Origin of the sequence: Cysteiniphilum sp. 19S12-1, assembly GCF_052030685.1 — a bacterium.
In the GTDB taxonomy this organism is placed as follows: domain Bacteria; phylum Pseudomonadota; class Gammaproteobacteria; order Francisellales; family Francisellaceae; genus Caedibacter.
The window spans coordinates 1-14,888 of record NZ_JBQAJM010000017.1 but is presented as its reverse complement, the minus strand read 5'-3'; the positions used below and the strand labels follow the sequence as shown (position 1 = coordinate 14,888).

Here is a 14,888-nt window from a genome sequence, read left to right as displayed (position 1 = left end):
CCTCTTGCGACGCGTTGTGTTGAAATAGAAAAAGTGCGTGACTTCAGTGGGTAGGTAATAATTCAAAAATAAGTTGAGCTTCAATTATCCCCCTCACCCGTGCAGCTTAAGCTGCACGACCTCTCCCGCAAGGGGAGAGGTGCTAGTAGCTGACGCAACTTATTCTTGATTCATTACTAATATTTGACTTTAGGCAGTTGCGTGTTGGCTAAGTATTTGGAAAATCTCTTTAGTTACCGTATCAACACTTTGATTGCCATCAATTTGAACATAAGTTGGCTTTTTAAGCTTGGTGCCAGTTGTATCAAAATGCTGGTAGTATTCAATCAAAGGCGCAGTTTGTGCATGATAGACATTTAAACGATTTTTAACGGTTTCTTCTTTGTCATCTTCGCGTTGAATCAAGTCTTCATCGGTTTGATCATCTTTGCCATGAACTTTTGGTGGGTTATTATCAACGTGATAGGTGCGCCCTGATGCTTCATGGATTCTGCGGCCTGACATGCGTTTGATAATGATATCATCATCTAAAGTGATCTCAATAATAAAGTCGATATTAATACCAAGCTTTTTAAAAGCATCTGCTTGTCCTAGTGTGCGTGGCACGCCATCAAGCATAAAACCATTGTCGCAATCAGCTTGTGATAGGCGCTCTTTAACGATTTGCATAATAAAGTCATCAGAAACAAGCTCGCCGGCATCAAGAATTTTTTTCAGTTTAATACCGGTTTCAGAGCCTGATTTAATCGCGGCTCGCAACATATCACCGGTTGAGATCTGTGGAATGTTAAATTTTGTTTCAATGCGCTTTGCTTGTGTGCCTTTGCCAGCCCCAGGTGGTCCTAGAAGAATAATGTTCATGTAGTTTCCATTAAAGGTAAAAATAAAATGTGGTTCTATGATAAAAAGAAATAGCTTAAAAGTCTTTTAAAAAATTGGTTAGGTTTGAATTTCGTCCGTTTATCGTATCCTGAGCATGAGTCGAAGGGTGAGTATGCAAACAATAAACGTATAGAGGCTTCGACTTTGCTCAGCCAACGTTTACCGTACCCTGAGCATAAGTCGAAGGGTGAAACTGAAAACAAGAAATACTGCAAAATGGTTTGTGATGAATATACCAGTAGTATAAAATGGCGCGGTCTTAAAACAGCAAGAAGATGAATAATTATGTGCGGTGTTGTTGGGATTATTGGGCATGAGCCTGCAAATCAAAAGCTATTTGATGCATTGACGATGTTGCAGCATCGTGGACAAGATGCTGCAGGTATTTTGACCTGTGATGGCTATCATATGTCATTGCGTAAAGATAAAGGACTTGTTGTTGAAGCAATTCGCACGCGTCATATGGAGCGTTTACAAGGCAATTTAGGCATTGGCCATGTGCGTTATCCAACTGCAGGATCAGATAGTGTTTTTGAATCACAGCCTTTTTATGTCAACTCACCTTATGGCATTGCCTTAGCGCATAATGGAAACTTGATTAATACCCCACAAATTCGCAAAGAGTTGCTTGAGCACGATTTTCGTCATATCAATACGAGCTCGGACTCGGAGCTTTTACTTAATGTATTAGCCTCAGAGTTGCACAAAGCGGAAGTATCACTCACCAATTTTTCAACGGATATCTTTTTTAATGCATTAACTAAGCTTTATCAGCGCTGTATTGGTGGCTATGCCGTTGTTGGTGTGATTGCAGGTGCTGGTTTATTTGCTTTTCGAGATGCTCATGGCATTCGTCCTTTAGTGTTGGGTGTAAAGGAAGTCAATGGTAAAAAAGAATATATGGTTGCGTCTGAAACCGTTGCTTTAGACTGTGATGGTTATGAGGTTATAGGGGATCTCGGTGCGGGTGAGGCTATCTTTATCTCACTTGACGGAGAACTTATGCGTAAAGTATGTGCTCCCAGTGCCAGTTTGTCACCGTGCATTTTTGAATATGTTTATTTAGCGCGTCCAGATTCTGTGATCGATGGCGCGTCTGTTTATAGTGCACGTTTGGAGATGGGGCGTATTGCCGGTAAAAACATCTTAACTGAATTGCCAGAGCATGATATTGATGTGGTCATTCCGGTACCTGATTCAGGGCGCCATGCGGCATTGCCTTTGTCACGTGTCTTAGATGTTCCATATCGTGAGGGTTTTGTCAAAAACCGTTATGTTGGACGCACGTTTATCATGCCTAATCAGGCGGCACGTCAGAAATCTATTCGTAAAAAGCTAAATACCATTGATCATGAATTTAAAGGCAAACATGTGCTTTTGGTTGATGACTCCATTGTACGCGGTAATACCTCAAAGTTGATTGTTGAGATGGCAAGAAAAGCGGGTGCACGCAAGGTATCAATCGTATCGACTGCTCCTGTGGTTAAATACCCTAATGTTTATGGTATCGATATGCCAACGCATGATGAGCTTATCGGGCACAATCGTGGTATTGATGAAATTCGCCAGTGGATTGGGGTTGATCATTTGTTTTATCTGACGACGGATGATTTGGTTGCAGCTGTGCGCAAACAAGCGCCACACCTACAGCATTTTGACACTTCAGTATTTGATGGCAAATATGTTACCGGTGGCATTGATGAGCATTATTTTGAAGCATTGTTAAAGCATCGCAAACAACAAGCGGAAAATAATTCATCGAACTTAGGTGCTGTTGATATGCACAACCAAGAATAAAATGAGATTATGCCTAGCGATGATGCCAAGTTCCCTAAGCGTAAGTCGAAGGGAGTATAAGCCTAGAGTTAAAATAAAATGTAGTGTAAGTTTTTAGAATGAATTATTTTAATCAAGCAACGATTGATACGTTTTTGCCATGTAAGACACCTAAAGCGTGGATAGATAAAGCGCTTAAATCCATTGATATCCTATTGTTAGATCATGCACATTGTGAGAAAAAGGCTGCCTCTGCTGCTATTAGCTTTATGTATCGCAAGTCAACTGAGTATCCAGAGCTTTTGTTGAGGATGTCGAAAATTGCCCGTGAAGAGTTGGTACATTTTGAGCAGGTGCTAGGTATTCTTAAAAAACGTAATATTGAGTATCGTTTATTATCAGAGTCGCGTTATGTCAAAGAGCTAAAAAAACACATGCGCACCTCGGAAGAAGGGCGTTTGGTAGATACGTTGATTATTGGCGCTTTTATTGAAGCTAGATCGTGTGAGCGCTTTGGTGCTATTGCTCCTTTTCTAGATGAGGAACTAGAGAAATTTTATTTGGGATTATTGGCATCAGAACAGCGCCATTTCACCATTTACCTTAAATTTGCACAACAGTTTGCTACAGATGACATAAATCACCATATTAAGCGCTTTTCTGCTGTGGAGAAGCAGCTGATAGAGTCGCCTGATACTGAATTTCGTTTCCATAGTGGGGTTTGATGTTGACGACTCTTTTCGGCTAAAGTTGCTTTTTTGAATATTGTATTTTAGTCAGTTCCTATCTATCATTATCAAGATTAAGAGAGAAAACAAAAAGTAAGTTTGTATTCAAACTTACGGGATATCTTTTCGTTGTATACCCATCGTAAATCATTTTGCGGTGTTTGTTTGCAAAGTAGTCTGTGAAGCGGTTTGTGATGGGTATAAATGTGATATTGATATCTTATGTCTGGAGGAGACAATCATGCAAATAGATGATAAGACCAAGCGATGGTTGTTTGATATGTATAATAAACAAAGTATTGTGACCGTGAAATCACATAATATTCGTTATGTTGGGGTGCTTAAGCATATATCTGCTGAGCATGTGATGATCGGCATGCCTTTTGGTGTTAAGAAAATAAGTTTTACCGAAGTGGATAAAATCATTGAACATCAACGTTAACTTTGCATAATATTCTGCTAGTGATTGTAAGAAAAGGTCAGTTGCCAATGTAGTCTTTAAAGCATTAATTTTTTCATAAAGTTTTTACATTTATCCGTAAAACAGGTAGGCTTTGCTCTTTTGCAAGAGCAAAGTATTTTTGAATTTAATTTTTTTGAATTTTTTGAGGAAAAATGATGTCTGAATTTCTACAGGCGCTAAATAAGCGACGTACATTTGCGATTATTTCGCATCCGGATGCCGGAAAAACCACATTAACGGAAAAGATGCTGTTATTTGGAAATCTGATTCAATTGGCAGGCACGGTGAAAGGCAAAAAATCAGGTCGTCATGCAACATCTGACTGGATGGAGCTTGAGAAGCAACGTGGTATTTCGGTAACCACATCCGTAATGCAGTTTCCCTATAATGATTGTGTGGTCAATCTTTTGGATACCCCAGGGCACGAGGACTTCTCAGAAGATACTTATCGCACATTAACTGCTGTTGACTCGGCCTTGATGGTAATTGACGGCGTTAAAGGGGTTGAGGCGCGCACCATTAAGTTAATGGAAGTATGCCGTTTGAGAACAACACCGATTATAACCTTTATCAATAAGTTTGATCGTGATACACGTGATCCAATGGAATTAATGGATGAGGTTGAAGATGTCCTTAATATCCAATGCGCACCAATGACTTGGCCAATTGCTTCGGGTAAGGAATTTAAAGGGGTTTATCATCTATATAATGATGAAGTGATTTTATTTGAAACAGGACATGGGCATCATATTCATAACTATCAAGTAATCAAAGGGCTAAATAATAGTGAATTAGATGATAGGATTGGTTATTTGGCAGCTGAGTTAAGAGAAGAGGTTGAGCTTGTCAAAGGGGCAAGTCATGAGTTTGATCTTGAGAAATATCGACGTGGCGAGCTGACCCCCGTGTTTTTTGGTACGGCATTGAGTAATTTTGGTATTAAAGAGATGTTAGACACCTTTACTGAATGCGCCCCATCGCCAACACCAAGAACGACTGATGTGCGTGAAGTCGTTGCAAGTGAAGAGCCATTAACCGGTTTTGTTTTTAAAATTCAAGCGAATATGGATCCACAACATCGTGATCGTATGGCGTTTTTTAGAATTTGCTCTGGAAAATATACAAAAGGCATGAAGTTACAGCATGTGCGCATGAATAAACAAGTGCAGATTGCTAATGCTTTGACTTTTGTGGCAGGCGAGCGTGAATCCTTAGAGGAGGCTTATCCTGGAGATATTATCGGTTTGCATAATCATGGTACGATTCAAATTGGTGACACATTCACGCAAGGCGAAATACTTAAATTTACGGGTATCCCTAATTTTGCCCCTGAGCTTTTTAGACGTGTGCGTTTAAATGATCCATTGAAAATGAAGGCGCTTTTGAAAGGGTTAATTCAACTATCTGAGGAAGGTGCAACTCAAGTCTTTAGACCGTTGAACAATAATGATTTGATTCTTGGCGCGATTGGTGTGCTACAGTTTGATGTTGTCGCACATCGTTTGGAGAATGAATATGGTGTTAAATGCAGTTATGAGCAGGTCAATGTTGTCGCTTCTCGTTGGATAGAGTCCAATGACAAGAAAAAGTTGGAGCAATTTAAAAGTAAATATGCAGACAATCTGGCGTTAGATGGTGGTGATCATTTGACCTATTTAGCAACAACACGTGTTAACCTGCAAATGGCTGAAGAGCGTAATCCAGATATTCAATTTCTGGCTACAAGAGAACACTAAGTATTGCCATTACAAAATTTCCACAAGCTGTATTCCCCTGCCCACTTTGATTATGTAAGCGTTGGCTGAGCGTAAGTCGAAGCCTCTATGAAGTGTATCCACTTTGGCTGATGCTCAGTCCATCGCTTCGACTGATGCTCAGGGTAAGGTGAGCATTTTTTGGTATATTAGGTAATAATTCAGAAATAAGTTGAGCTTCAATTACACCCCCTCACCCGCGCAGCTTAAGCTGCACGAGCAATCCCGCAAGGGGAGAGGTACTGACTGACGCAACTTATTCTTGATTCATTACTAGGTGAATATTTAGTCTTAGCCCAAAAACAAAAAAACAAACAATCGACGAGCCACTAGATCTATTCAAGGAGGGAGGAGGGAGGAAGTTGATACTAGCGACCCGTCGAAAGAGAGCGCCACTATACTAAGCTTTTTGCGTAATGGGAAGGTCTTTTTGTAAATATTTACAAAAAGTTTTCAAATCTCTATACTCATCAATCACTTTGTGGTGTTTAATGCTTGAGAAATGTTTGATGCTTTTCGGTAACTGAATTGCAGGTAATAGCTAGGGGCGTTGCTACAACTCAATTACAACAGTGCGATAAATTCAATGGCAGAAATACTATAAAATTAATGGCACTACCTTAAGAAGTATCTTGTAAATATAGGCTCTGCAACGAAGTTAAATCAACCATCCCTGATAAAATGGATTGCCACGTATCCATGCTCGCAATGACACCCTCTGATTTGTCATCCTGAGCCAGGATGGCGTGAGGATCCAGTGCGAAGCTGTCATGGATGGTTAGTGATCCTCCAAAGGTAGTGCCATTATACCTAAACTTGAACGTTTAGAAAAATGGCAATGCGTCTAAGCTTAGATCAATACCATTGGCGCGAGCTTGGCGTAACCAATAGTTTGATTTAAAGAGATTGGTTGATACACCAATGCCCTTCTTATACATATATGCCAAATAAATTTGTGCTTCGGCATAGTCATTTTTAGCAGCTTTTTCAATCCAGTAGAAGCCAACCGCAGGGTTTGATTGCACGCCCAATCCTTGGAAGTACATAAGCCCAAGCTTAAATTGCGCTTCAGCATATCCTGTGGCAGCTGAGTATTGAATATAATCAACCGCTTTATCTATATTGTTGCCACCTGATTTGCTGATTTGTTTGCTGTACTCAACCCCTTTATCATAGGCAGCTTTAGGACTTAGCTGTGTATAATTGATGGGTTCATCATTTGTTGAACTTTTAATTGTTTTGGGGTTATCCTTGGCAACGTTAGCTGTTTTTTCTAATTTACTACTGATAATGGCATGTGCATTATTATGGTAAAGTGCAGTCATTCCTAGAATAATAGCCAACACAATAACGATGGCACCGACCCAAATTGAAAGGTGATTTTTAATAAGCTTCATGTATATTCGCTCCAAACTTCTCGCGAATCATTATGCCTTGCTATGTAAATACTCACAAGCAAATAACGTATTTTCTAGTAAAGTAGCAATGGTCATAGGACCAACACCGCCTGGAACCGGTGTAATAAAAGCAGCATATGCTAAAGCCTTGTCAAAGTCGACATCACCGACAATGCTGCCATCCTCTAATCGATTAATACCAACATCAATGACCACAGCACCTTTTTTTAGCCAGTGACCCTTGATAAAGTGCGGTTTGCCAACGGCGGCAACCACAATGTCAGCGCGCGCTAAATGTTCTGTGAGATCATTAGTAAAACGGTGACAGGTGGTGACAGTAGAGCCTGCTAATAAAAGCTCCATTAACATGGGGCGCCCAACGATATTAGAAGCGCCAACGATGACTGCGTGTTTGCCTTTTAAATTATCGATCACCGACTCAAGTAATGTCATAACACCTTTGGGTGTGCAGGGACGCAACAGCGGATTTCGCTGCATCAATTTACCAATGTTATAAGGATGAAAACCATCAACATCTTTATCAGGGCGAATGGCTTCAAGTACTTTCTCGGCATCGATATGTTGTGGAAGTGGTAATTGTACCAATATGCCATCAATAGTTGGATCATTGTTAAGCTGATCGATAAGGTTTAATAACTCGTCATTGCTCACATTTTCATTAAGATCGTAATTAAGCGATAAAAACCCCACCTCTTCACAGGCTTTACGTTTGTTATTGACATATATTTGTGAGGCAGGATTATTGCCAACAATAATGACAGCAAGCCCTGGGATACGTTTGTTTTGTTCTTTTAGTTGATTAACTTGTGATTTGATTTTTAGTCTGATTTCTTGCGCTTTTTTTTTGCCATCAATAATTTGTGCCATAGCATAGGTTCCTGTTTTTTTACTTTTTCTATTTTTCTATTTTTCTATAGGCTTAAGTTGGTAGTACATGATATACCCATCATAAACCATTTTACAGAATTTCTTGCTTTGCATTTGCTGCGCCTTTACAAAGTTGAATTTTGGCAATAGTCCTAGCTATTACCTGCAATCCAGCTTTGTAAAATCCTCATAAACTGCTTTGCAACTAAACACCGCAAAATGATTTACGATGGGTATAGACAATTAACGTCTTATTTTAAACAACATTTATTAATGTTCTTGAATCGTGCCAAAAGATCGTCTAGTTTAGGCGGTAGCAATTGTTATCATTGGTATTAATGAATGAAAAAACATATTATTTTTGGAATTGTGACAGCCGTTTTGTTGTTGATTGTTATTTACTTTTTGTTTCTGGCGACCGCTAAAAAAGAGATGAGTTTTCACGTTGAACCGACAGGTGTTATGGTTGCAGCGGTCAATGAGCGCAATATCCCACTATCAGCCAAAGGAACGGGATTGTTGATCGCACCAAATACGGCCACACTTAAAGCGCAAATTGCAGGAATTATTAATAGTATTGACTTCACGAGTGGTCAGTATGTTAAAAAAGGGCAGCTGTTGATGACTTTGGATGATACCAAGCAAATGGCAGATGTAAGTTCTACTTTGGCAGACTTTACAAAATCTGAGGCGCAATATAAGCGAACAGACACTTTGTATAAGGAAAATAATGCCGTATCACAAAGTGAGCTAGATAATGCCAAGGCAAGTTATATGAAGACAAAAGCGCAATATGATGCAGCGTTGTATCAGTTATCCAATACCAAAATTGTTGCCCCTTTTAGTGGCTATTTGACATTAACGACCTTAGCTAAAGGCAGTTATGTTTCAGCAGGAGATACCTTGGTATCCTTAGTGGATAAAGAGAATCTGCAATTACAATATGCGTTACCGGAATCCTATGCTGGCAGTATTAAGCTTGGGCAAACGGTTGATTTTAAAGTTGATGCATTTCCAGGGCAGGTTTTCCATGCCAAGGTTGATTATATTTCACCAGATGTCTCAGATGATAATTTGACCTTTACTGTGCGTGCTGTATTTAAAAACACGGATAATCTGTTAAACCCTGGTATGAGTGTTTATATCTCACAAATTATCAAAGAAAATAATATGGTGTTAGCGGTACCAGAAAGTGCATTAAGTGCGCAAAGTGGTGGTTTTATCGTTTATGTTATTGTTGAGGGTAAAGCCAAAATGGTACCAGTACAAATCGGACAAATCGATAAAGGTTATGTCAGTATTTTAGAGGGTTTGAGTAAAGGGCAAGAAGTCATTGTCTCTGCCGAGGGTAATATTTCTGATGGTGTTACTGTTAAGGTGGAGAAATAAATGAAGCTGCCTGAGATCTGTATTAAGCGTCCGGTATTGTCATTTGTACTTAATGCGATATTGGTATTGTGTGGTTTGTTAAGCTTTAGTTATGTTAAGTTGCAATTTGAACCAACAGTGTTTAAACCAGTACTGATGATTCAAACCAATTATCCAGGGGCAAGTGCTGATGTAGTGCAAAAAGATGTCACTCAACAACTTGTTGCAGCAATTTCAGGGACGGAAAATTTAAGTTATATCGAAGCGACATCTATGCAAGATCGAAGTCAAATTAAATTGAACTTTGGTAATATTGATCAAGAGAAGTTTATTACCGCGCAATCTGAAGTAATGCGTGATATTGCAGGTGTTGATCTACCACAAAATGCGCAAACACCACAGATAAGGCAGCGTGGCAATGGATCGCAAGTGATGCTTATTGGCTTTCAAGATAGTAATCGCTCAACGGAAAGTCTGACATCATATATCAATGATACGATAACTAAACAACTCGCACAGACTCCAGGAGTCGGTGATGTGCAAGTTTACTACGAAGGCTCAGCACTGCGTATAGAGCTTGACCCTAAAGCCATGGCGATTTTAAAAATTTCAGCCATTGATGTTGTCAATAAACTAGAGCAGTTGAATCGTAATGTTTCCGCAGGGCAACTGATTACTAATAACAATACCTATACGATTAATGTTGATAGCGCACTGGATAGTATCAGTAAGTTTGAAAATCTTATTATTGCTAAACACAATGGCAAGTTAATCTATTTAAAACAAATAGCTAAAGTTTATTTAGGGAGTTTATCACTTGCCAATGGTTCAATTAGTATTATCGATGGTAAACCCGGTGTGGTCGTCAATGTCTCGCAAACTAGTGATGCCAACCCGATTGATGTTGCTAATGCTGTTGCAAAGGCCGTTAAACAAATGCAAGGCTCATTGCCTCCGGGCATGAAAGCCAGTGTGCTCTTTAATGTCGCAACCTCGCTTAAAGCATCACTATATGAAGTGATTAAAACCATTATTGAGGCAATTATCTTGGTATCATTGATCTCTTTATTGTTTTTAGGTCGCTTTAGAGCAGCCCTTGTCCCTATTGTTACTTTGCCAGTATGTTTGATCGGCGTATTTGTGATTATCTGGCCGTTAGGTTTTAGTATCAATATGATGACATTACTTGCCATTGTGCTAGCCGTGGGGCTGGTGGTTGATGATGCGATTGTTGTTCTTGAGAACTGCTATCGCTACATGCAAAAAGGCTATAATGCATTTGATGCAGCAATTTTAGGCAGTAAAGAAATTGGCTTTGCGATTATTGGTATGACCATTACATTGGTTGCGGTCTATATTCCGATTGCATTTATGAATGATAAATCAGCCGTTTTCTTTCGTGAATTTGCCTTTACCTTGGCTGCAAGTGTTTTAATCTCAGGCTTTGTGGCATTGACCTTATCACCAACCATGTGTGCACATACTTTGGGTAATGCAAAAGAAAGTCGCTATGAGAAGTTTGTCACCAAATTGTTTGCAAACTGTGAAAAAGCATATAAAAAATTACTTTATTTTGTGCTGCAAGTTCGTTTTTGGATCATTGCTATTTTTGTCATTTTGATTATTGCAGGGGTCGGTTTATTTCGCTCGATGCCCACGGCATTGCAACCCAATGATACCATTGGTGTGGTAGGTGTGAATATTGTCGGGCAAAGCAATGCAAGCTCAGATTTTATCATGCAAAAGCTCGATGAGGTTCAAAGTAAATTACCTAGCAAGGTATTTGATCACTCATTTGGTTTTGTTGATACACAAAGTGGACAAACATCAGGCTTTTCAATGAATATTTTAAAAGAGGATCAAGTTACCAATGCCTATAAAGTAGCGCGCGAATTAAATGGCATTATTAAAAACACGCAAGGCATACAAGGTAGTAGTTGGGTATTTCCATTATCAGGACGTAATCAATCAGGTGATGGCGATATTCAGATGTATCTATTGAGTATGGATGATTATCAAACGCTTTATAAAAAAGCAGAAAGTTTAATCAATATGCTCGAGAAACTGCCAAGTATATCCTATGCAAGCATCGGCAGCGCCTCAGACAGTGGGCAATTTGATATGGATATCAACTATACTAATGCTGCTTTGTTAGATGTTGACCCTGCGAATATCCAAACGATCTTAAATATTATGTTTGGTGGTTGGCAGTTATCACGTGATTATGAAACCGGTGGTGAGAGCTTTCCAATCTATGTGCAGTTACCCAAAAAAGATCTTAAGAGCTTTGGTGTATTAAACCGCTTATATATCAAAACTGACTCAGGTGGTTGGGTGCAGCTAGGGCGCTTAGTAAGTATTGCCCCAGTGGTAAAAATTCCTTATTTGACCACTTATAACCAAATGCATGCCATGTCGATTAGTGTTAACTTGCAGCCAAATGCTTCAATGGGGCAAGTGGTTGAGCAAATCAAAGCGATTACTGAGCAGCTATTACCAGGTACTAGTTTAGCGTTTAAAGGAGATGCCAAAGATATGCTTGAGGGTAATAACAGTATGATTATTATCTTCATTGCGGGACTTTTATTTATTTATTTGGTACTTGCTGCATTGTTTGAAAGCTTTGTCGATCCATTTATTATTTTATTAACCGTACCTTTATGTGTTATTGGCGCTTTGCTTGGGCTTAAACTCATCGGAGGGACACTAAATATTTATACAGATATTGGCTTAATCACCTTGATTGGACTGGTGTCTAAGCATGGCGTGTTGATAGTGCAATTCTCCAATGAACTATTGGCAAAAGGGGTAGCATTAAATGAAGCTGTGATCAAAGGGGCAGCGACACGTCTGCGCCCAATTTTGATGACATCAGCAACGATGATTTTAGGTGCTATTCCATTATTGTTAAGCACGGGAGTTGGTGAGCATGCACGCCAACAAATCGGTATGGTTATTGTTGCCGGATTATTATTAGGGTCATTGTTTTCATTGTTTATTGTGCCTGTGGCTTATCAATTATTAAAATCTATCAGAAATAGATAGGATAGATTTACTACGTATATCAAAAAACAAAGGAGATTGCGGCAAAGATGTCATTAAGCAAGTTGTTTGAAAAAATTAAAGCTCCACTAAAAAATAATCGATGGTCTTGGGGAGGCATAAGAAATGATGGAATTGTGTGTTTACGCATTTGGCAAGATGAAAAAGAAAAGCTTGATGATAAAAGGTTATTTTTTCGTCTTACGAATCATCAAAAGTATATTGATCGGCAAGATGATCTTGGTTATAAAGAGAGACTTAAGCATATTGAGTTAATTTTAAGTGGTGCTGAGGTTTATCTAATAATGTGTAAGGCAAAAGATGGAGATGCCGTACCACGTTCTATAGAAAGCTATAATAAAAAAGATCTATTTGTAGGTGGGGATATTGCTGATTTTGATGGGGATAAATGGATTGAGATGCATAGGCGTATACCAATATCAGAAATCTCCAGATAATCACGTTTTGAAGGTTTTCTGGTGTAAGCAATAGCTTATGTTACATTGAGTGCTAAGTGATTAGTATTAGCTTAAGTTAGTTTGATTTTTGCTCTTGCTGCTTTTGTTGATAGATCATATCAAAGTTAACAGGTGCCAAGCATAGCTGTGGGAAGCCGCCTTTAGCGACTAAGTCAGAGATTGCTTCACGCGCGTATGGATATAAGATATTAGGGCAAAATGCATATTGCGCATGATCTAGTTGCCCTTCTTCCATATTGGAAATAAGGAAGATACCGGCTTGTTGCACTTCTGCTTTAAACGCATCAGTATCACCGCATTTAACATCTGCTTCAACCGTTAGTATAACTTCATACATGTTTTCTTCAGGCAAGCCTGTCACTTTAGTATTCAAAGCGACATTGAGCTCAGGCTTCCATTCCTGCTTGAATGCGTCAGCACCTTTAGGGATTTCAAATGAAATATCTTTGGTGTAGAGTTTTTGGATTTGAAATTGAATATCTGGTGTATTTGTTTCAGTTGTCATAGTCTTTCCTTATATAGTTAAGTTAAGTGTTATTTTCCAAGTAATGGGTCAAGTTCATTGGCATCTTCAAGGGCGTACAAGTCATCACAACCGCCAATGTGTTGGTTGTTGATGAATATTTGTGGCACCGTTGTGCGTCCTTTGGCACGCTCAATCATTTCATCACGCAACTCAGGTTTGTTAATGATGTTATATTCAGTAAATATAACACCTTTGTCGCTAAGTAATCCCTTGGCATTAATGCAGTAGGGGCACGTTGGCTTAGTGTAAATTTCAATCATTTAGATGTGCTCTTATCATTTTTGTCGCTTTTATTGTTTTTATTGTTTTTATCGTTTTTATCTTTTCTATTTTTTACATCTTTCTTATCAGTATTCATTTCATTATGTGCTACGGTTTTATTGTCAGTCGGCAATTTATCTTGTAACCATTGTTTGAAGCCACCCTTTAGTGTGTAAAGCTTATCAAAGCCTGCCTTTTTTAACAAATCACAGGCACTAGCACTTTGTGCCCCTGTTGCACAGTAGACGACAATTGGATTGTTCTTATATTTGTTGAGTGTTTTAGTGTTTTCTTTAAGTTCATCAACGCTACTATTGATCGCACCAACAATGTGACTTTCATTAAATAGCTTGCTATCGCGAATATCTAAAAACACACCTTTGTCACGGTTTGTGATGTTAATCGCATCTTGTATTGATAGTTGAAAACGACTTGATTTAGCTTGGCGAATTTCATAACCAAGGTAGATCAAAATGGCAAGTACAAAGATAATACATAGTATTAAGTTTTGAGAGATGAAATGACTCAGGTTTGACATGTTTTTCCTAATTTTATTATTTGTTTTAGCATAAGCTCCAAGATCAGCAAAGAGCAGACTTATTTATTAACATGGTGGATTATAGCGGGTTTAAAATTTAATGAGAAGCCAAACTTGGCACGCTTTTTCGCACAAGTGATTCGATGGCTTTCAGCCACTTGGTAATGGCTGAGCCACGACGATAAACCAAACCAATCTCACGAAAAGGAGCCGGTGCCTTAAAGTCAATATAATGAATGCCATTGTGTGAGGTAAGTGTGGCAATCTCAGGGATAATGGTAATGCCAAGTTTAGCAATGACCATTTGCCTTAGCGTCTCAAGACCTGTGGCGTTGCACTGGATGCTTTGTGCGGGATTGATGTTTAAAGAGAGCACTTGCTCGCGCAGGCAGTGACCCTTTTCTAAAAAAAGCATGGCTTCATCGTCAAGTTTTGATATATCGACTTCTTGTAACTGACTTAAAGGGTGCCCGTCATACACAGCCAGTTTAAATGTATCTTTAAATAATGGTAAAAACTCTAACCCTTGAGGTAATGAGTCATGTGCTAAAAGGGCAGCATCAATTTTACCTGATTGTAGCATCTGAATGAGCGTAGGGCTTTTTTCCTCAATAGGATATATCTTAATAGGGCTATTATTCGCTAAGGTTGTGTGAATGAGTTGTGGTAACAGATAATGCGCAAGCGTGGGGAATAGTCCAATTTTAAACACGGCTGTCCCATCTAAAATATGTTGACTTTTGCTAAATTTATCTTTGAATATGTTGACTTTTGCTAAATTTATCT

General features: G+C 38.9%; 14 protein-coding genes. 7 read left to right on the top strand and 7 right to left on the bottom strand.

The features are described 5' to 3' along the window. Positions 1 to 189: 189 nt before the first annotated feature. Positions 190 to 861, bottom strand: coding sequence for an adenylate kinase (gene adk, locus ACTS4L_RS06935; RefSeq protein ID WP_440615268.1), 672 nt, complete (start codon positions 859 to 861; stop codon positions 190 to 192). Between the two features lie 306 nt (positions 862 to 1,167). Here adk and purF point away from each other — a divergent pair, with 306 nt between their 5' ends. The 4 genes from purF (at position 1,168) to ACTS4L_RS06915 (ending at position 5,585) form a co-directional block, all read left to right on the top strand. Continuing rightward, a complete protein-coding gene (gene purF / locus ACTS4L_RS06930; protein ID WP_440615267.1) occupies positions 1,168 to 2,679 on the top strand; it encodes an amidophosphoribosyltransferase in 1,512 nt (503 codons plus the stop codon). Positions 2,680 to 2,777: 98 nt separating this feature from the next. Next, the gene (locus ACTS4L_RS06925) at positions 2,778 to 3,383 is read left to right on the top strand and encodes a tRNA-(ms[2]io[6]A)-hydroxylase (RefSeq protein ID WP_440615266.1); all 606 of its coding nucleotides are present in this window, start codon (positions 2,778 to 2,780) and stop codon (positions 3,381 to 3,383) included. Between the two features lie 244 nt (positions 3,384 to 3,627). Next, entirely contained in the window at positions 3,628 to 3,828 is a 201-nt protein-coding gene (locus tag ACTS4L_RS06920) for a hypothetical protein (protein WP_440615265.1), read from the top strand. Positions 3,829 to 4,004: 176 nt separating this feature from the next. After that, positions 4,005 to 5,585, top strand: coding sequence for a peptide chain release factor 3 (locus tag ACTS4L_RS06915; RefSeq protein ID WP_440615264.1), 1,581 nt, complete (start codon positions 4,005 to 4,007; stop codon positions 5,583 to 5,585). Between the two features lie 842 nt (positions 5,586 to 6,427). Here ACTS4L_RS06915 and ACTS4L_RS06910 read toward each other — a convergent pair. Then, the gene (locus ACTS4L_RS06910) at positions 6,428 to 7,000 is read right to left on the bottom strand and encodes a tetratricopeptide repeat protein (protein ID WP_440615263.1); all 573 of its coding nucleotides are present in this window, start codon (positions 6,998 to 7,000) and stop codon (positions 6,428 to 6,430) included. A gap of 30 nt (positions 7,001 to 7,030) precedes the next feature. Further along, entirely contained in the window at positions 7,031 to 7,888 is an 858-nt protein-coding gene (folD, locus tag ACTS4L_RS06905) for a bifunctional methylenetetrahydrofolate dehydrogenase/methenyltetrahydrofolate cyclohydrolase FolD (protein WP_440615262.1), read from the bottom strand. A gap of 342 nt (positions 7,889 to 8,230) precedes the next feature. Between folD and ACTS4L_RS06900 the strand changes: the two genes are divergently transcribed. Genes ACTS4L_RS06900 through ACTS4L_RS06890 form a run of 3 tightly spaced genes read left to right on the top strand, consistent with a single transcriptional unit; the run spans position 8,231 to position 12,756 of the window. Then, complete coding sequence (locus ACTS4L_RS06900) at positions 8,231 to 9,277, top strand: efflux RND transporter periplasmic adaptor subunit (protein WP_440615261.1); 1,047 nt, start codon at positions 8,231 to 8,233, stop codon at positions 9,275 to 9,277. After that, positions 9,278 to 12,301 carry an efflux RND transporter permease subunit gene (locus tag ACTS4L_RS06895; RefSeq protein ID WP_440615260.1) on the top strand — a complete coding sequence of 1,008 codons (3,024 nt, stop codon included), beginning with the start codon at positions 9,278 to 9,280 and terminating at the stop codon, positions 12,299 to 12,301. It abuts the gene before it with no gap. A 47-nt stretch (positions 12,302 to 12,348) separates the two neighbouring features. Continuing rightward, the gene (locus ACTS4L_RS06890; protein ID WP_440615259.1) at positions 12,349 to 12,756 is read left to right on the top strand and encodes a hypothetical protein; all 408 of its coding nucleotides are present in this window, start codon (positions 12,349 to 12,351) and stop codon (positions 12,754 to 12,756) included. 76 nt (positions 12,757 to 12,832) lie between these two features. On the opposite strand, the gene secB is transcribed toward ACTS4L_RS06890, so the two are convergent. The 4 genes from secB to ACTS4L_RS06870 all read right to left on the bottom strand — a co-directional run. Next, positions 12,833 to 13,282, bottom strand: coding sequence for a protein-export chaperone SecB (gene secB, locus ACTS4L_RS06885; RefSeq protein WP_440615258.1), 450 nt, complete (start codon positions 13,280 to 13,282; stop codon positions 12,833 to 12,835). Between the two features lie 29 nt (positions 13,283 to 13,311). Beyond that, positions 13,312 to 13,563, bottom strand: coding sequence for a glutaredoxin 3 (grxC, locus tag ACTS4L_RS06880; protein ID WP_440615257.1), 252 nt, complete (start codon positions 13,561 to 13,563; stop codon positions 13,312 to 13,314). Continuing rightward, positions 13,560 to 14,102, bottom strand: a complete 543-nt coding sequence (locus tag ACTS4L_RS06875; protein ID WP_440651852.1) for a rhodanese-like domain-containing protein — start codon at positions 14,100 to 14,102, stop codon at positions 13,560 to 13,562. The genes grxC and ACTS4L_RS06875 overlap by 4 nt, the downstream gene beginning before the upstream one ends. A gap of 97 nt (positions 14,103 to 14,199) precedes the next feature. Beyond that, on the bottom strand, positions 14,200 to 14,888 hold a 689-nt coding region (locus tag ACTS4L_RS06870; RefSeq protein ID WP_440651850.1), incomplete at its 5' end, for a LysR substrate-binding domain-containing protein.